This window comes from Psychroserpens sp. NJDZ02 (assembly GCF_004843725.1).
GTDB lineage: Bacteria > Bacteroidota > Bacteroidia > Flavobacteriales > Flavobacteriaceae > Olleya.
Window position 1 is genome coordinate 2,539,889 of record NZ_CP039451.1, and the last position, 19,798, is coordinate 2,559,686.

Consider the following 19,798-nt stretch of genomic DNA (forward strand, 5'->3'; position numbering starts at 1 on the left):
GTAACCGTTGCACAACCCCTTAAAAAAGCATAAAAACAGCTTAAAATCTTTGATTTTAAGCTGTTTTTAATTTTAATACGTCATATTTTATCTAAAATGCAAGTGGCTTAAAACATAGTATTCGAAGGCTTATTAGGTGGTTTTTGGTGCTTTTAATAAAAGCAAGTAGTCCTGCTATACTTTCTGGTAAGTTTTTCATATATTTTAAATACTTTTTAAGATTATAGGCTGTTGCGGATAGATGCATACATTTATTAGCTTGTTTAATCCCAAGGGTATTCACTTTTCCCATGCCTAAAAACTGGGTTAGTGTACCAAATACGGGCTCTACCGTACTTTGTCGTTTTCCTTTCATATAGCTTCCTTTTTTACTATCAACTCGTGCTATATTCCGGAGGTATTCTGCGCGGTAATACGTTACGGAAAATGACTTTTCTTGTGCCGTTTTGCTTAAACAAGCGCTTCGTATTGGGCAATCTATACAAAGTTTTTTTGAACCTCTATAGGCCTTCTTTTTGGTGTTGCTCTTCTTTTCGTAAAACACCTTTTTAAAGGGGATAATCTTCCCTTGAGGGCAGGTGTAGTGATCTTCTTTTTCATTATAAATAAATTCATCTGGTCCTCCTTTAAAGGTGCCGTGTGGCGGAATGTAACTGGTAATATCCTGCTTTTCTAAAAAAGCATAATTCTCGCCACTACTGTAACCGGTATCCGCGAGACAGGTGTCTATGGTAAGACCAGATTGCCATAAGCGTCGTTTTACTCGCAATACAATATCTGGTAAATGCTGACTGTCTTTGCCATCGGCATGATAGGCCTTGATGTCACTTATTACATGATGTGCGGCATCTACCGTGAGCTGACTTGAATAGTTTAGTTTTCTTGCTTTTCCTGGTTTTACACTTATGCGAGCATCGGGGTCGGTTGGACTGTAATGCGTTTTATTACTCGTATAACGGGAACCTTTATTTCCTGCTCCAGGACGATGGTTTTGATCTTTTGACCATTTTTTGTTTCGGCTCTTTATCGCTTGTAATTCCTGACGGCTTGCTGATAATTCTTGCTGCGATTTTGGGGCTTTATTAACTTTGGCTGATCGAAATGGTACCGCTTTATCTCTATTGCTTATATGTCGTACTGCGCGTAAATGAGCTTCTAAATCTTCTTCTGGCACTTTAAGTTCTAAGCTATCCATCGAAGCGTTTGCTTTTACAGGTGCGGCGTCGATAACTTGGGTATGACCACTTACCATATGCATGTCTACGCACATTTTGAAAACATGAGTAAATAGATTTTCAAAAACTGACTCTGGGTACAGTTGATGTGTTCTACTTAACGTAGAATGCCATGGTAATTCTTCATCGATATCATAGCCAAGAAAATACAGAATATCCAGTCGAAGACTACAATGTAACACCAATTTTCTATCGCTGGTGATATTCTCTAAATAACCAACTAAACAGAATTTGAAAAACACCACGGGATCTAAACTTTTTTGTCCACAGTTTCCGTAATAGATTTTTGTTTGATTCCGTAGAAATTCTAAGTCTAAAATTTCTGATAATCGTCTATAAAAATTGTCTTGGGGAACCCGACGACTCAACTGGAAATTGTTGAATAATTTCTCTTGATATATTTTTGTGCCTTGCATTATTAAATATACGAAATTTCTATATCTTTAACAACACGTTGTGCAACAGGCACACCGTGTATAATTTATTGCTGGTTATAGCTCACTTGGGAAATTCCTCCGGAATTTCGCCGTTCGTGTTTTATTTATTAAATTCACTGCTTAAACCACGCAACAAACCATATACGTATTCCAAGGTCAAAACCTAATTATTTAAAGACCTTTTTACTATGCTGCAAATTTTTGTAATTCGACATAAGGTGTTCCTCTTTTTACCACTGCGAAAGCTCTTGACAAAATCTTATTTCTAACATTATTTAAAGCTACCAGTTTTGGTTTACCTTCTGCAACTTTTTTCTCGTAATACTGTTTTAATTCTTTATCGCACTGTATTGCGCTAACACTGGCAAGTGTTAAGAGTGTTTTCATTTTCCGGTCTCCTATCTTATGAATTCTGTTTTTCCGGTAAATACTGGTTCCTGAACTGTGCTCAAAAGGAGCTACACCACAATAACTTGAAAACTGACGCCAACTATCAAATCGCTTAAAATTGTTCGTGTGGTATAACAATTGACATGATAATATTAGACCAACCCCTTTTAAGGTATTTAAAAGTTGATAATTCTTTTCCAATAACTCATCACTTCGTATTAGTTTTTTAATACTTTGCTCAAGTGTTGTAATTTGTTTTGTTAGATAATGAATCATCTTTTTGACAATTATACAACAATCATCAGTCGATGGACTACTAAGCAAGGTCTGCATTTCTTTAAGACTACTCATCTTACCTGTACGGTCTCGTACTAACTGTTCTCTAAAGGATAACAAACGTCCTAACTCTTGAATATCTTGCGCTTTTGGACTACTTAGAGTCAACTCTTCTTTGTAAAGCCATGCATATCTCGCAATCATTGCGGAATCAAGCTGATCTGTTTTTCCTCTAACAATTCCAGAAGATCGTTTAATGGTCAAAGGACTTTCTTCTACATAATCTATGTTGTTTTCTGATAAATAAACACTAAGATTTGTAGAGTAATGACCTGTATTCTCAAAACAGAAAAAACAGAGGTCTTTACCAAGGTGCTTTTCGACCCAAGATAATAGGGCTTTGTAACCTTTTGAAGTATTGGAAAACACACGGTGAACGCCTCTATTATAAATATGTGCATCAATTGTTAATTTAGATACATCAATACCGATAACATCTACATATTTTTTCATATTTTTAAATATTGTTCCTACTCAAAGAGGAATGATTAATAAATGTTGCTATGACTATCACCTTTATTAGGAAGTGATTCCTGGTATTCCAAATGGTCCTAAAGCAACCTAAGAAAGACAAGAGGACTTATACGTATAGTGGAACTATTATTCTAAACAACGTTCTAGTTCTCCTCTTGTTTCCTAGTAAAAGTAATAACTACTTTTGTAATGAGTATAAAGTAAAGAACAACGTTGCCACCAATTATGAAACGAACTTTCTGCTTTACATTTTTCACAGTGTTTTTCGCTAATTCAGTTTTCTCTCAAACAGAAAAAATAAAAGAATTGGTTAAAAAAACGAATGAATTGAATCTTGATATGTGGGATTTGACAACTTATGCAGAAAAAAACATCAAAGACAAAGAAGAATTAGCTAATTTTTTTTACTATTGGATAGGTTCAAATATTCAATATGATGATGATACATTCTCAAAAACAATAAGCGGAGAATTAAGTCATGAGGAATTTTGGAAATTACAAGACGAATCTGTTGTTTATGAAAGTAGAAAAGGTGTCTGCGCTGGATATGCAAATTTATATAAATGGTTTTTGGATTGGGCAGATATAGAAACTGTCGTGATATCTGGTCATATTCGAGGTTTAAGAAATCATTACGTGGAATTGGAATCTGACGATAATTTCAGACACGCTTGGAATGCTATCAAATTAAATGACGAATGGATTCTGATAGATACAACTTGGGGAACTTCAAAAGACGAAGAAACCTCTGAATTCTATTTTGACATAAAACCTGAATTATCTATCATTACTCATTATCCTGAAGACAGTAAATGGCAATTACTAAAAGAACCTTTAACTCTTGCGGAATTCAACAAATCTCAATTTGTTAAACCAAATTGGTTTATGATTGGATTTACAGACACACCAAAATTAATGTCTGACCAAGAATTTTATTATTTTTCATTTCAAGATATTCCAGATAACAAATGGTCAGTTGGCTTACAATTAAGTTCTGACAATATTAATTTTGATGGAATAAGTGACATTAAGGTAATAGAACAAGACGGACTTATTTATTTTCGATTTAGTAAAACTCAAATACCTAAAACAGCCTTTTTTAAAGTGAACTTAGTAAAATTTGGATATGTTGGAAATGAATATATGAAAACTGAACATAAAGATGTTATTAACTTTAGAATATAAATAACTGGTGCCAACACCGGTAACTGTTGCACAACCCCTTAAAAAAGCATAAAAACAGCTTAAAATCAAAGATTTTAAGCTGTTTTTAATTTTTACTCTCTGTATTTTCTCTAAAATGCAAGTGGCTTAAAACATAGTATTTGAACGCTTATTAGCTAGTTTTTGGTGCTTTTAATAAAAGCAAGTAATCCCGCTATACTTTCTATCAGGTTTTTTATACATTTTTGAATACGTTTTAAGATTATAGGCTGTTGCAGAAAGATTCATACACTTATTAGCTTGTTTAATCAAGGGTATTCACTTTTCCCATGCCTAAAAACTGGGTTAGTGTACCCAATACGGGCTCTACGGTACTTTGTCGTTTTCGTTTATATAGCTTCCTTTTTCACTAATTGGTCGTTTCCCTTTGCTGAACAAAATCCTTGTTACGAAAATGCCATGGCAGAACGTGTAAATGGCATATCAGAAGATGAGTTATACTTAGACCAAACCATTGATAGTGTAGCACACGAAAAGAAAGCTGCAAAAAATGCAATTAATTTATACAACGACGTTAGATTACATTTATCTTTAGATTATAAAACACCTAATATGGTATATAAATTATCAGCTTAATTCAATTTTAACCTGGAGCCATATTTCAGGACAAGGCATTAGATAAAAATTCTAAATAAACATTAACTATGAAACAATTTATGATTTTCCTGATATGTTTGACTTATTATAATACTGTTTATTCTCAAGATATATTATATAATTTGTCATTTGAAGCAAATCAAGGCAATTATAATAATTCTTACGGAGAATATTATTATCATATAAAAAAAGAAGAAAATAGATATAGATTAACAACTAAAAAAAAGGAATATATTTTTCCAGAGGCATTTGATACCATTGTAAAAAACGCTCATTTTATTAAAACAGTAAAGCAAAACGTTATAAATATTTATAGAACTCAAAATCTTGAAAAGATAGAAATACCTAATTTGAAACAAGTATATTTTATCAGAAATGGTCTAGAAGTATTAACTAATCAAGGAGCTCAATATTTTGATAATTCAATTACAAAAATTAATAATTTTCCAAAATTAAACATTTTCACTTGTGGAACTGTTTATTCTGAACAATACACATTAAAACATAATGAAAAATCACAAAAGCATAGTATTGAAATATCCGAAGGTTATTTTGGGGGAATGGATATTGAAACTATCTTAAATTTTAATAATTTACCAGACAATGTTAAAAGTCTTAGTTTCTTAAATGATAAAAAGTATACTTCAGAAAGTGTTAATAACAAATATTATACACACCCAAACCTAATCAAAATTATAAAAGATGGCAAAAGTGGTATTTACTCATATAAACTTGATGATGCAAAATTTCCTAAAAAAGAAAAAAGGAAAGTAAAAGAAAAATATGCATATGATATTGATGTAACAACTGGCGATACTATTTTTATGGTTGTGCCTGAAATCATCGAAATCGAACCAATTTCATTTGCAAAAAAAGGAGAAATAAAACTTAATCAAATTTTAGCGATTGAATACGATTACATTCAACAAAGCGAAATTAATGGATTAATATATCTCTATAAAAATAAACAAATCGGAATTTATCCCAATCACATTATTACAAATTTTGACAAATTTAAGGAGAAAACCACTTCATTCTATGAAATTACTAAAAACGAAAAACAGGGATGGATAGATATTAGAACTTTTCAGGAATATTACTTCTGAGCAAAAATCGTTTGCTAACAATATTTGAAAAACACCTCGGTATCAACACGCTTTTGACCACTAATTCCATAATACGGAGTAGTAAGTTTGTAGAGGTAGACCAGATTCAATATCCTTTTTAATTGCCTGTAACAATTGTGTTTGGGCATACGTTTACTCAATAGGAAATAAGTGAATAATTGTTCTTGATATGTCTTTTACGTTGTATACCAGTGTATTGTAAATTATATTGTCATTATCAATTGATTGCTTTAACTTTATCAACAGAGTTGTGCAACAAGCACAATGTACATGATGTATAAAACATAGCTAATAAGTGTCAAACCGAAAGGTTAGTATTTAATTATGAATACCGCCAAATTTTTAATTTGGCTTAAAACAAGCAAAAAAATGAAAATAAATACAACCATTTTATGTTTAATTTTGTCTCAATTTGTATTTGGTCAAACAGAACTTTCGAAAGAAAAACATATCATTAATTTAGATGCAAAAATAGGAGAAAGAATCTTTGTTACAGATTCAATAGGGAATACTTTAAACAACGGTGAATATCTATTCAAATTCTTCGAGGGTAGAGTTAAATTATCTTTTTGGTTCTCTATTGAAGACTCTGGAGAAATTAATGGTGATGTAAAATTAAATATTGGAGATAAGATAGATAGTCAACTATTAGAATTATACAAAGTGAAAAAAGGTATCGTAAAAAAAATAGAACAATTTGACCAAAAAAGAAAGTTTTTGGATACAGAAATTTTTATAAGTGGAGATACCGTAATAGAACGGAATTATAAATTAAATAAACTGCTTTACTATGAAAATAAAGGGATAAAAGGAAATGAAATTTACAAATACTCTTGTGTTAACTATTATGAAGAAGACTATATTGATAAGTGTACTAAAACTGATTTTATAAAAGGAATAGTAGAGGAGACTCTAAAGGGGAATGTAATAAGCAGAACTAAGACAAAAAATTTACCTTCTAACATACTAAAAATAGTAGAAAATTTCGGCACTGAAGAAAGCGTCAAAAAAATAATAGTTTATACGGATAAAGTAATAAAGACCACATATAAAAATGGTAGTTACAAAACAGAAACACCTATAAAAGGTGGCGTATTTGAAAAAGTGTACAATAATAAGGGAGTGCTAATTGAATCTGGAGAAGTATATGATATCGATTTTTAACCAGATAAAATCATCAAATACAAATAAGAATATAGGCACCACCGTTTATAATTTATTGCTTACTTTCGAAAGTCCTCGCGGATTTTGAACTGCTCCCAAAAAGTTAGACACTATTTGAGGGTATTATTATGGGAAGAAAAGTCAAGTATGATTACGCATTTAAACTTCGATGTGTAAAGCAAGTTTTAAAAAATCACCAAACAGTTGAAGATGTGTCTAAGTTATATGGTTGTCATCATACAACCCTTCATGATTGGATTCGATTTTATGAAAAATATGGTAAAAAAGCACTATTACCAAGAAAAACCAAAGTGTATAGCATTCCTTTTAAACTTAAAGTTTTAAAAGCTATTGACAAAGATTCATTATCTTTCAGTCAAGCTTGTTTAGAATTTAATATTCCTACTAAATCTGTAATTATGAAGTGGCAACGTAATTATAAAAAAGAGGGTATTGTAGGCTTAAACATTAAACCTAGAGGTAAACCAAAATCTATGCAATTTAAGAGGGCTAAAAAAAAGTCTAATAAACCTTTAACAAGAGAAGAGGAACTTTTATTAGAAAATGAATCATTACGCGCAGAACTGGACTTGCTAAAAAAGTTACAGGCCTTAATTCAACAAGAGCAAAACAAAAAGCAAAAGCCATAACAGAATTAAGGCATAAGTATGATTTAGTTATTTTATTATATCATACGAACATGGCAAGAAGTAGTTATTATTATCATCATAAAAGAAGGCTTTTAGTTGATAAATATAAAGAGATAAAACTATTGATTCATCAAATATATCATCGTCACAAAGGAAGATATGGCTATAGAAGAATCTCTTTAGAAATCAACAAAATAGGCACTCTAATAAATCATAAAACAGTACTCAAGTTAATGCGTGAATTAGGTTTGAAAAGTTTAGTCAGAGCTAAAAGATACAAGTCTTATAAAGGGCAAATAGGAGAAACAGCTCCTAATATATTACAACGAAATTTTAAAGCTATTAGGCCAAATAAAAAATGGGCTACCGATATTACAGAATTTAAAGTTTTAGGAAAAAAACTATATCTATCTCCAATAATTGATCTCTTTAATAGAGAAATAATAAGTTATCAATTATCTGAAAAACCTGATTTTAAACAAGTAACTATTATGCTGAAAAAGTCTTTTAAGAAAATACCAGATCAAACAAATTTAATATTACATTCAGATCAAGGATGGCAGTATCAAATGAAACAGTATCGAAGATTATTAACAGAAAAAGGAATTACTCAGAGCATGTCTCGTAAAGGAAATTGTTTAGATAACGCTGTGATAGAAAATTTCTTCGGTATTCTAAAATCTGAATTGTTTTATATAAATAAATATAAGTCGATATCTCAGTTAAAAAAAGAGATTAAAGTGTATATAAAATATTATAACAATGAGAGAATTAAACAAAATTTAAATGGAATGAGCCCGATTGAATATCGAGCTAATTATTATCAAAATTAATTATAAATTTGTCTAAACATTTGGGTGCACTTCATTTTCTTGGTCGGTAATTATTTACTAAATTAACTGCTTGAAACAGGTAACAAACCATATAATAACGTGTATCCAATTTATGAATGAGAGTTTCAAAATTTCACCTATTTCACCTATTTTATTTTTTTTAATTATTATTTCTTGTACAAAATGTCCTGAACAAATAACACTAGAAAATTATTACTTATCAGAAAAGTCGAAGGACAAATTCCCTTATCAAAATGGAGAGGGAAAATTAGTATTTAAAGACTCTCTAAACAATAAATTAACATTTGAACTTATTTCTTCGGATACAATATATCTTACAAAAGAGGAATGGTATGAAAACTGTGCTTTAAATGACTCTTTCAATAAAAAAATTAGAGTAAGTGCTAAAAGAGAGTGGCAGAACGTTTTATTTAAACCTGATACTTTAATAGACTTATCTTTTAATATTTTTATCAGACAAAGGGTTCAAATTGACGCCTCAGATTTAAGTAATATTAGAGAAATTGACGGACTGCAAATTTACAGAGCAAATGTTGGTCAAATGAACATTGTGTCAGATTTAAAGAATTTTCATCTCGATGAAGAACCAACAGAAAAAATTGATAGTATTACAATTAACGGCATATTATTTAGAAATATATTAAAATCTAAACATATGAATAGTGGGGATATACTTTATGACCTAGAAAAAGGAATAGTAGCGATTAATGAATATCAAGGAGGTTTTAAAAAAGCTAAATATTGGACTTTAGATAGTATTATCTATCACGAAAAAAATAAAGAACTAAAAAAACTAACCGAAAAAAGTAAATACGATAAATTAAAAGCAAGTTATGAACTCTATGGGAAATGGGAAATAGATGATTCTAATAGTGGCGGAAGCTTTCCTTTTGAAATTTATCAAAAAGGAACTGAATTTATTGGTGTTGCTCCATGGGGTAGTTATGCAACGGACACTCTTATTAAAAAGGATAGCAAGTTTTTTAAAAAGGGAATGGAGAAAGGAGAATATTATATTATTGACTCAGATAAGGAAATGACATTATTTGATGGAAATGACAATAGCTTAGCCGATGAAGGTTATACTGCTAAGAAAAAATAAAATGTTTTATAGTTCGTAAAGTAATGAAAGAGAATGACCTTATAACATTAATTGTTGCTTTTAACGTATTAACAAAAATTCTCGCAGAATTTTTATCTTTGATTTAATTGCTTTTACACACGATTAAATAATACTTAAACTGATTATGAATATTTTAAAAAAAATTATAATTACCTTATCAATAGTATTGACAGCCTCATGTCAAAACGAAAAAAAAACTAAAGAATTAAAAAGTACTACAGAGGAGTTAGTACCTTTTAATAGAAGTCTTGATACAATAGAAAATATAACTTTAGACGCGAGCTTGCTTAACACAGACGATACAGTGGTTTTGAATGATAGTTTGAATTTAATTAAAAAGAATATTTTTGAAAACTTTGAACATTTACAAAAAACCTTTTTTTTTAACGAATTAGAAGTATCTACAATCTTATTATACAAAGGGGAATTTATTGATAGCCTTGAGATAAATGATGATGGATTTATAGGACATTACTTTATGAAGGTGTTTGATAGAACACCGGAAAATATTAAAATTTTTTTTGGAGATAACGAAATAGAAATATTGGCTAAAATGATTATCGATAACAATAATTATATTGGTAGTAGGACTAATTTGTGGCTAGATGGTTTTATAAAAGCGTATGAAGAATTAAAAAATGATCCAGAATTTTTAATGCAAGCTTCAATAGAAAAAGATGTCCATGCATATTATGAGTTAATCACATCCAAATATTCAACAGATGTGACCGAAATAATGGATTTTGAGAGTGATTATGATTTAGATTATAAATTATTTAAAATCTACTCGTTTTGGGTAAGAAGATACAATGAAGGAAATTCTGAGGTAGTCTTTTCTATTATTAAAAAATTTAAAGATCAATTCCCTGCCGAAATTGAAACAGACAAATTAAACTCGAAAAAAAACGTAGTAGAATCAAAAATTTTAGATGACGAATTCTCAGCATTTGATTTTAACGAAGACATTTTAAACTATATAATAGCTGAGTTGGATATTAATAATAACTACTTTGAACGGTTCATTGCTGAAAATTCTATTTTTATTGCTAGAAACGACATGTCGCTTCAACGTTTTTCAGAATATTCTACAGAAGTAATGACAAAATTAAACAAAGAATATAGTGATTTTGATAGAACTCCAGAGAATATAGATGAAATTTTTAATACCAATTTGATAGATTACATCGCGTTTTTGTTTAATAACGAATTTTTAGTCAAAGATCAAAAACTATATGATGTTTTAAAAGGTTTACTTTTAACTTATGATGAAATGGATGATGATGAATGCGAAAGACTACATCACATTATGAAAGAATATGAATATCATGATATGAGGGATGAGTTTATAAAAAATTGTAGTGATACAGTAAGCGAATTTATATACAATGGTGGTGATTTTAAATCTTCGTTTGAATATGGCTCTGATATCGATTTTGGTTATAGTAAACGAATATTTTATTTGTATTCATTTTGGGTAAGAAGATATAATGAGGGTAATAAAGAAACGGTTTACAAAATACTTAAAGAGGTAGACGGAAAAATCAATTAATAATCCAAACTTATGCTTAGGCGACAGTATTTGATTGTAAGTAAAAAAGCCGACTCTAATAATTTAAATTTAATTAATAGAAGTCAAAATTTTAAAATTAAAGGGTTGTAGATTACTTACGGATATTCTTGTAGCAATCACGTTGGCAACAATTAGTAGAAGCGCATGCAAGATGAATAACGTAAGAATTTGAACTAAAAGGAGAAAACGGAAATATAACTGTTGGTATTGAAATACTTCTGATTTTTCGAATAAAACTTGTTCCAAAGAAGGATATGAATGTGTTCTCGGAATTGAAATTATAGTTGGTTGTTGTTAAGGGAAGTATTTTTTGCACTTCGACTGGCGAACTATCCAAATTTTATTGAAAATAAAAAAACGGTCAGACCGAACTGATGGCATTACAGAATTTTACTCTTATCAAAACAATCTAGAGTTGACAGTTAAGTATACATCCTTAAAAGCTGGAATTTGATTTTAATAGTGATCGGTCATATTTTAAAAATTCAGTTGAACCATTAGAACGGATTTTTGATAAATATGGCAAAATGATAGGAATGAAAAATTAAAATAACAATGAGAAGCTGAAGTTAATACATCTAAAAATCAAACCTAAAATTTAACTCTAAAACTGATGTTGGGTGTAATACCTAAAGACACATTTTTAACCTTAGAGATTTGATTGTTATCTATAGTATAGTAGGTGTTTAAAATGTTTTCTTGATCTAAAATGTTCCAAATAGAAGCCCCAACAACAGCTTTGTTTTTGCCAAGTTTAAATTGATATGTTGCCGATAAATCAGCTCTTAAATAGGCCTGTAAGCGACTACTATTGGGGGCTTGATAATTAATAGTGTTTCCTGTATTGGGATTAGTACTGTCTGGTTGTGTAAATGGTTTTCCGGAATGCCAATTGACACCAAAAGCTAGTTTTAATTGTTGCCAGTTATAGGTGCTTCCAAAATTTATTTGATGTGCAATATCAAAATTACTTGGGAAAGCAGCACTATTATTTAAGTCACTAAACGTGTAGTTATTGTGACTGTAGCTATAGCTTACCCATGTGCTAAAGGCGTCTAACTGTTTGTTAATTAATAGATCTACGCCTTTAACGTTATACTGTCCTAAAGCATCGATATACTGGTATTGATTTTGAAAGCCTTGACTGCGTGATGTTATCCCATCTACTGTTTTTAAATAGCCTTCTGCACTTAATAGTAACTTGTTTTTATTATAGGTGACACCAAAACTGACCTGTTTACTTTTTTGAATGGGTATTGTATTATTGTTGGCTAATACCCATCGTCGTTTTTCAATACCTAAAAAATCATTTTGTAAGTCAATAAGCTGCGAGGTGCTTTGGCTTTTATGCTCGCCAGATAATTCTATTCTAAATGCTTTTAAAAAACGCTGACTGATATAGACGCGAGGTTCGGTTATTGAAATATTAAATTTTTTGAAATAATTGTGTCGCAAGCCTAATTTAAATTGTGTATTCTTATTTTTAGAATTAAACACTGTTTCCGCGTAAGCGCTATACGTCCGAAGTACATTTTTTATATTTCGTTTAAAAACAGGCGAACTAACTTCTTCTAGATGGCTGATGCCTATTTCTTTAAACTGTATCCCAGCATTAGCAGTTAGCGTTTTATTAAAATTGTAATGGGCATCCATATTAATGCCATTATCAATGATTTTGTTTTCTTGTATTAATCGTTGATTGTTAACAATGTCATAGTCTGAAGCGCGTAAGTCGTAGTTAGAATAATACCCTTTTATAGTGGTATTTAATTTGTTGTTCCAAACATGTTCGTACTGTAATGCGGATGCGCGATTTTGTTGTTTTAATTGATTAGCGATATTGTCTATATCAGAAGTGTTGGAAGACTCTTCAAAATCTAACTGATTAAAAACATTAAGTAAAGTAAACCGAAGTTTGTCTTTGGGACTGAAATCGTGTAAAAATTTTAAAGAAATATCACTAAACTTAAACGTTTGGTTGGTTGTTGTGGCAATGTCGTTATTAGTGACGTCAGAATCTTGGAAGACGCGTTTAAAATATTGATTGTAGGTTGGTGTGTCTAAAACGTCGGTAATAGACCGTCTTGTGGTCAGTTGTAATTGCGTTTTTTCGGCCAAAGGGATTATTGCAAAACCATCTGTGGTTATCATGTTTATTCCAATACCAGCACTAAAACCGTCTTCTGTATTGTCTGATAATTGCATATCAACAACACTAGAGACGCCGTCTCCAAACTTAGCACTTGTTCCATTTTTGGTAACCGCTACACGTTTTGTTAAGTAGGGGTTAAAAGCAGAGATTAAACCAAAAAAATGTCCTGATTGGTACATTTTTATACCGTCGTATAAGATTAGATTTTGATCATGTGTGCCACCCCGTATATTAATATTGGATACGGTTTCGTCTACACTTAAAACACCAGGTAGGTTTTGGATGGTTTGTAAAATATCGGGTTCTATCAATCCTGGTAAAATCTCGAAAGATTTTGGTGTAATTATAATAGCTCCAGAATTGTTTTTACTAATTCCGGTCGTTAGATAATTGGAAATAGTAACTGCTTCTAATTTTTGAAAAGAAAAGCTGTTTTTATTTTTTGAGACTGTAATAAAATGATCGTCTAAACGATTAAAAATTAAGTCAGTTTGAGAGTCTAGTTTGGTTAGAGTAGTGGTAAGGTTGTCTTTTGGGTTGTAATCCACCATAACACCTTTAATCACCTTATCAGCATAAGAAAAACTGACTTTATATTTATATTCTATAGTCGACAAAACATCTAAAAGGGGGAGTGTCTTGTTTTGAGCAAAAACAGAAACGCTATAAACTAATAATATAATAAGAAATAGTGTAGTCTTTAACGATTTACTCACGCGTTAAAATAATAGTGTTGTTAACTTTTTTATATTGTAATTGTAGTGGCTGTGTAATTGATTGTAATGCTATATTAATATCATTATGCGTAAACTTACCAGAAAACAATGTGCTTTTTTTAATAGTATTACCTTCTATTTTGACATTATATTGTCTTTCAAATTCAGCAAATACTTCGCTTAAAGGTACACTAATAAAACTACTGACACTATGTATCCAATCAGGTTGTTGGTTTTTAGTTTGTAAACGCTCTATTAGATTACCATTAATAATTAAAAAAGAATCACCAGCTGTTAAGGTTGTTTTTTTTGTATTAAAATCCACATTGACTACACCTTCAAAGCAAGTCACTTCAAAATAATTTGTACGTTGTTTGACATTAAATTCTGTGCCAACAACACTTATAATCCCTGTTGCTGTAGTAACATTAAACGTGCTTCCTTTTTTTACATTAAAAAAGGCTTCGCCCTCAAGGGTAATGTTACGGTTATTAGCATGCCATTGCTTACTATTATAAGTGATTTTGGATAAAGCATTTAAATTTACTTTAGACTGGTCCGGAAGTACAATTTGTGCTTTTTCTGCGTATTGCGTCGTAATGGTTGTGTCTAAAGTTGTCGTGTAATAATACGCACTAAAACATATTGCTAGTATGGCAGCTATTTTTAGAAAAGGTGTTAGCCAGTTGTTTTTAGCCACTGGTTTACTTTCAATTTTAGATAATGTAGCTTGCAACGCCACTTCGGTATTAAATTCGGGTGCTTTAAAATCTTTTGTATAATTAGATAGTTTTGTAATAGCGTCATACTCCTCTAAAGCTTGGAATGCTTCAAGCTCTTGAGGGGATAAGTTATTATCTAACCATTTTAATATTAATGCGTCTTTATTCATAACTGGAATTCAAACATATAACAAGGTAAGCTGTAAAATTCCTACCCTAAAAATCTTTTATTTTATAATTCTTCTATATCTAGCCTTAATTTTTTTAAAGCACCATATATACGTTTTTCTACTGCTTTTGTACTAATACCTAAAAGGGTTGCTATTTCTTTAAAACGTTTACCTTCTACACGATTCATTAAAAAAGCAACGCGTTGTGCTTCGGTAAGATTAGATATTGCTTTTTCAAGTTTTTGTCGGTATTCATCCTCTTCCATTAAAAATTCAGGAGATAGATTAGTCTGTTGGGAGGGTATTGTTTTTTGATGTTTTAACACTACTTTTTGATGTGCGACCTCGTTTAACATTAGATTATTAGCGATTGTAAATAAGAAGCTTTTTGCTTTATTGGGCGTTACTTTTTTACAATTTTCCCATAATTTAATAAATGCTTCTTGTGCTTTATCTTCAGGATTTAAAAGTTCACCAAACTTGTAATACAAAAAGTCATGTAGGTTTTTTGCATGCTGTTTAAATAGCGCTTCAAATCTTGATTTATCGCAAATATCTTTATGTAAATTTTTTGACATAGTATTTTATCGAGCTACAAAATAGAACTATTTTTTTTGATTTTCAGGGTAGGAGTTTCTTAAAAATAAATGTTTTATTTACGAAAGTAAAAATGTTTTGCTTTGAAAAAGAAAAATTAACTAATCTTAGAATACATATGAATTTTAAAAAGACCCTTTTTTTTTCCGTATTAGTTTTTTTGTTATTCGCATCTTGTCAAAATGAAGAATCGGAAATTATTAATCAACAAGAAGATCTAATATCTGGTGATTCTACTATTGCCAATGTAATGAGTAATATAGCTTTAAATGATGGCTCTATAGATAATATTATCGATAATGCTAATTGCTTAGAGGTGTTGTTACCCTTGACAGTTACTGCAAATGGTGTCGCTATAACTGTTGAAAGTATTGCCGATTATAATGCATTGGAAGCAATATTAGAAGCCTATACTACAGATGATGATAGTGTTGAAATTACATTTCCTATTACCGTTATTTTAAATGATTATACGCAAATTATAATTAGTAATCAAGAAGAATTGGAAGCGCAAATAGTGAACTGTAATGGTGAAAATGAAGCAGACGATGATATCGAGTGTGTTGATTTCGAGTATCCTATTGCATTTTCTATTTACAATACCGACTTTCAGGTTACGGAGGTAACCACAATAAGTAACGATGAAGTTTTATATCAATTTTTAGAATCGTTACACGGACCAATATTGGCAAGTTTAAACTTTCCTGTTACGATGATTTTGGCTAATGGTGAAACTATCGAAGTTAATAACATTCAAGAGCTAGAGGTTGTAATAAATGATGCTGAAGGTACTTGTGATGAAGATGATGATTACGAGTATACAGATGATAGTGACTGTACACAATTAGAGGTTAGCACTTATTTGCTAAACTGTGGTCAAATACCAAGTATAAATGGATATACACCATCATTTACAGTATTTAATTTCTTAGAAAATAATAGTATATCAACTTTATATGAAGGTGATTTGCTTTTTGATGGTAGCTGGGATATTTCTACAATTGATGGTTACGTTTATGTGTTTATAAATTTTAATGGGTTAGAAGAATATAATGGACAATGGAAAGTGGTAGAATGCGCTTCCGGCGAATTAATTTTAGAACAAGGGAATGATACATTGCTATTATTGAATAATTGTAATACGACTAATCCATTGGATTGTTTTGAAGATATAACGGTTACGGTATGTGATAACGATGGTGATTTAGACTTTTTTACAACTTTTGATATTGATGCAATCTACCAAGACTGTGCCCGAAATGATCTGTTGGTCAACTATTATAGCACCAATGCGGATGCAGAAGCAAGTATCAATCCGCTTATATCGCCTTACACTAATTTGGTAAATCCAGATGTGCTTTATGCTAGAGTTGGGGTAGCAAATGATCCTAACACATTTCAAATATTTACAGTGTCACTAGTGGTCGAAAATTGTTCCACTACTTGCACCGAAGGAGATGTTGATGGCACCTTACAGATGTGTGTGTGGACCATTACAAATTATGCAGGAGATAGCAGTTTTGATGTTTTTGATATTAATTTTCAGGATAATCAAACAATGACCATTGCTTCGGATAATGAAACCTATACTGGTAATTGGTCGACCTCAGGAAGTGGAGGGCAAGTAGTGGTTTCTTTTTCAAATATATCTGGAGGAAATGTTGTGGTATTAAATGGCGATTATAATGTTGTAGAATGTACAGGAGAACAACTGATACTTCATGATGTGAATAACAGTAATAACGAACTAGTTTTGGATAAAGATTGTAATTAAAAATTTAGTTGAAGTTAAGTTGAAGTTAAGTTGATTAAAAGGTTGCTAATTTTAGCAACCTTTTTTTATGGAATTATTTATATATGAAACTTCGTAAATACGCTTCAAATTGCTATTTTTGTGCTTCTTAAAACCAGAAAAAATTATGTTTAATAATTTAAGCGAAAAGTTAGATAAAGCGTTACACGTACTAAAAGGGCATGGTAGCATTACAGAAGTAAACGTTGCCGAAACCCTAAAAGAAGTACGTAGAGCACTTTTAGATGCCGATGTTAACTTTAAAATTGCTAAAGAATTTACTAATAGAGTAAAAGAAAAAGCACTTGGTCAAAACGTATTAACCACGTTACAACCAGGACAATTGATGGTTAAAATCGTAAAAGACGAATTAACTCAATTAATGGGAGGTGATGCAGAAGGACTTAATTTGTCTGGTGCACCAACGGTTATTTTAATGTCTGGTTTACAAGGATCTGGTAAAACAACCTTTTCAGGTAAGTTAGCCAACTTCTTAAAAAACAAAAAAACGAAAAAACCTTTATTAGTCGCTTGTGATGTTTATCGTCCTGCTGCAGTAGATCAATTACATGTTGTAGGGGATCAAATTAAAGTTGATGTTTATAGTGATAAAGGAAATACTGATCCAGTGGCTATTGCAAAAGCGGGTATTGCACATGCAAAGCAAAATGGACATAATGTTGTTATAATTGATACAGCCGGTCGTTTAGCTGTTGATGAAGCGATGATGAAAGAAATTTCTAACATCCATGAAGCAATTAAACCACAAGAAACATTATTTGTAGTAGACTCAATGACAGGTCAAGATGCTGTAAATACAGCTAAAGCCTTTAATGATGTTCTTAATTTTGATGGTGTAATCTTAACTAAATTAGATGGAGATACACGTGGTGGAGCAGCAATATCTATTAAATCTGTAGTAAATAAACCAATTAAATTTATTGGTACTGGAGAAAAAATGGAAGCTATTGATATATTCTATCCATCTCGTATGGCAGATCGTATCTTAGGGATGGGAGATGTTGTGTCTTTAGTAGAACGTGCACAAGAGCAGTTTGATGAAGAGGAGGCTAGAAAACTTCAAAAGAAAATTGCTAAAAACCAGTTTGGTTTCGATGATTTCTTAAAACAAATTCAGCAAATCAAAAAAATGGGGAACATGAAAGACCTTATTGGAATGATTCCTGGTGCTGGAAAAATGATGAAAGATGTAGATATAGATGATGATGCTTTTAAAGGTATCGAAGCTATTATCCACTCTATGACAGTAAAAGAGCGCACTAATCCTGCGATTATAGATGCCAGTCGTAAAAAACGAATTGGTAAAGGATCTGGAACGTCTGTACAAGAAGTTAACCAGTTACTAAAACAGTTTAATCAGATGAGCAAGATGATGAAAATGATGCAAGGTGGTAAAGGAAAAGCCATGATGCAAGCCATGAAAAATATGAAATAAATAATTAGTAAAAACAGTCCTTAATAGGCTGTTTTTTGCTTTGTACATTGTTTTTATAATACTTATTAATTTGTAGACTGCCAACTGAGGACAGCAAACTTAATACAATCACAAAAAATGACAATTCTAGACGGAAAAAAGGTTAGTAACGATATCAAAAACGAAATAAAAGCGGAAGTCGATAAGATGAAAGCTAATGGTGAGAAAGTGCCTCATTTAGCAGCAGTTATTGTTGGTAATGATGGTGCAAGCTTAACATATGTTGGTAGTAAAGTAAGAGCTTGCGAGCGTGTTGGTTTTGAATCGACAATGGTTAGGTTATCTAACACTACTAGTGAAGTTGAGTTGTTAGATAAAATTGAGGAGCTTAATAATAATGATGCTATTGATGGTTTTATCATTCAATTGCCTTTACCTGATCAAATCGATACACAAAAGGTTTTAATGGCTGTAAACCCTGATAAGGATGTGGATGGTTTTCATCCAATGAATTTTGGGAAAATGGCATTAGATATGTCTACTTTTATTCCTGCAACACCTTTCGGGATTTTAGAATTGTTAGACAGATACAACGTAGACACTAAAGGAAAACATACGGTAGTTATTGGGCGTTCGCATATTGTGGGACGACCAATGAGTATTTTAATGGGGCGTAAAGGGTTTCCTGGAAACAGTACAGTAACACTTACACACAGTCACACTAAAAATATCACACAAATTACAAGTCAGGCAGATATTATTATCTCAGCATTAGGAGTGCCTAATTTCTTAAAAGCAGAAATGGTAAAAGATGATGTTGTTATTATTGATGTTGGTATTACGCGTGTTCCAGATGAAACTAAAGAGCGTGGTTACCGTATTACTGGTGATGTAGATTTTGAAAACGTAAGTAAAAAGGCGAGTCATATAACACCTGTTCCTGGTGGAGTAGGACCAATGACTATTGCTATGTTATTAAAAAATACATTGTTGGCTAGAGAACGTCACATACAAAGATCATAGATTTATAAAA

The 19,798-nt window shown here is 31.1% G+C and carries 16 protein-coding genes; 11 read left to right on the top strand and 5 right to left on the bottom strand.

The genetic code is table 11. From position 1 onward, the window contains the following. Positions 1–91: 91 nt before the first annotated feature. Complete coding sequence (locus E9099_RS11110) at positions 92–1,651, bottom strand: IS1182 family transposase (RefSeq protein WP_136581873.1); 1,560 nt, start codon at positions 1,649–1,651, stop codon at positions 92–94. A gap of 207 nt (positions 1,652–1,858) precedes the next feature. Then, entirely contained in the window at positions 1,859–2,851 is a 993-nt protein-coding gene (locus E9099_RS11115; RefSeq protein ID WP_136581761.1) for an IS110 family transposase, read from the bottom strand. A gap of 246 nt (positions 2,852–3,097) precedes the next feature. Here E9099_RS11115 and E9099_RS11120 point away from each other — a divergent pair, with 246 nt between their 5' ends. The 8 genes from E9099_RS11120 to E9099_RS11155 all read left to right on the top strand — a co-directional run bounded on the left by E9099_RS11120 (position 3,098) and on the right by E9099_RS11155 (position 11,160). Continuing rightward, the gene (locus tag E9099_RS11120; RefSeq protein WP_136583667.1) at positions 3,098–4,057 is read left to right on the top strand and encodes a transglutaminase domain-containing protein; all 960 of its coding nucleotides are present in this window, start codon (positions 3,098–3,100) and stop codon (positions 4,055–4,057) included. Positions 4,058–4,384: 327 nt separating this feature from the next. After that, positions 4,385–4,672: an integrase core domain-containing protein gene (locus E9099_RS19615; RefSeq protein ID WP_262710404.1), complete on the top strand. Its 288-nt coding sequence runs from the start codon at positions 4,385–4,387 to the stop codon at positions 4,670–4,672. Positions 4,673–4,740: 68 nt separating this feature from the next. After that, positions 4,741–5,799, top strand: coding sequence for a hypothetical protein (locus E9099_RS11130; RefSeq protein ID WP_136583669.1), 1,059 nt, complete (start codon positions 4,741–4,743; stop codon positions 5,797–5,799). Positions 5,800–6,189: 390 nt separating this feature from the next. Continuing rightward, complete coding sequence (locus E9099_RS11135; RefSeq protein WP_136583670.1) at positions 6,190–6,984, top strand: hypothetical protein; 795 nt, start codon at positions 6,190–6,192, stop codon at positions 6,982–6,984. A gap of 128 nt (positions 6,985–7,112) precedes the next feature. Continuing rightward, a complete protein-coding gene (locus E9099_RS11140) occupies positions 7,113–7,634 on the top strand; it encodes a helix-turn-helix domain-containing protein (protein ID WP_136583671.1) in 522 nt (173 codons plus the stop codon). Then, a complete protein-coding gene (locus tag E9099_RS11145) occupies positions 7,631–8,467 on the top strand; it encodes an IS3 family transposase (RefSeq protein WP_240788992.1) in 837 nt (278 codons plus the stop codon). Before E9099_RS11140 ends, E9099_RS11145 begins: the two co-directional genes overlap by 4 nt. 70 nt (positions 8,468–8,537) lie before the next feature. Then, positions 8,538–9,590: a hypothetical protein gene (locus tag E9099_RS11150; protein WP_136583673.1), complete on the top strand. Its 1,053-nt coding sequence runs from the start codon at positions 8,538–8,540 to the stop codon at positions 9,588–9,590. 145 nt (positions 9,591–9,735) lie between these two features. After that, a complete protein-coding gene (locus tag E9099_RS11155; protein ID WP_136583674.1) occupies positions 9,736–11,160 on the top strand; it encodes a hypothetical protein in 1,425 nt (474 codons plus the stop codon). 612 nt (positions 11,161–11,772) lie between these two features. On the opposite strand, the gene E9099_RS11160 is transcribed toward E9099_RS11155, so the two are convergent. The 3 genes from E9099_RS11160 to E9099_RS11170 all read right to left on the bottom strand — a co-directional run bounded on the left by E9099_RS11160 (position 11,773) and on the right by E9099_RS11170 (position 15,519). Further along, on the bottom strand, positions 11,773–14,049 hold the full coding sequence (locus E9099_RS11160) for a TonB-dependent receptor plug domain-containing protein (protein WP_168800743.1): 2,277 nt from the start codon (positions 14,047–14,049) through the stop codon (positions 11,773–11,775). Continuing rightward, the gene (locus tag E9099_RS11165) at positions 14,042–14,941 is read right to left on the bottom strand and encodes a FecR family protein (protein WP_136583675.1); all 900 of its coding nucleotides are present in this window, start codon (positions 14,939–14,941) and stop codon (positions 14,042–14,044) included. The genes E9099_RS11160 and E9099_RS11165 overlap by 8 nt, the downstream gene beginning before the upstream one ends. Positions 14,942–15,003: 62 nt before the next feature. Further along, positions 15,004–15,519, bottom strand: coding sequence for an RNA polymerase sigma factor (locus E9099_RS11170; protein WP_136583676.1), 516 nt, complete (start codon positions 15,517–15,519; stop codon positions 15,004–15,006). A gap of 137 nt (positions 15,520–15,656) precedes the next feature. Between E9099_RS11170 and E9099_RS11175 the strand changes: the two genes are divergently transcribed. The 3 genes from E9099_RS11175 to E9099_RS11185 all read left to right on the top strand — a co-directional run bounded on the left by E9099_RS11175 (position 15,657) and on the right by E9099_RS11185 (position 19,788). Then, on the top strand, positions 15,657–17,312 hold the full coding sequence (locus E9099_RS11175; protein WP_136583677.1) for a hypothetical protein: 1,656 nt from the start codon (positions 15,657–15,659) through the stop codon (positions 17,310–17,312). Between the two features lie 145 nt (positions 17,313–17,457). Next, entirely contained in the window at positions 17,458–18,786 is a 1,329-nt protein-coding gene (ffh, locus tag E9099_RS11180) for a signal recognition particle protein (RefSeq protein ID WP_136583678.1), read from the top strand. Between the two features lie 117 nt (positions 18,787–18,903). Continuing rightward, positions 18,904–19,788, top strand: coding sequence for a bifunctional 5,10-methylenetetrahydrofolate dehydrogenase/5,10-methenyltetrahydrofolate cyclohydrolase (locus E9099_RS11185; RefSeq protein WP_101020164.1), 885 nt, complete (start codon positions 18,904–18,906; stop codon positions 19,786–19,788). Positions 19,789–19,798: the final 10 nt, after the last annotated feature.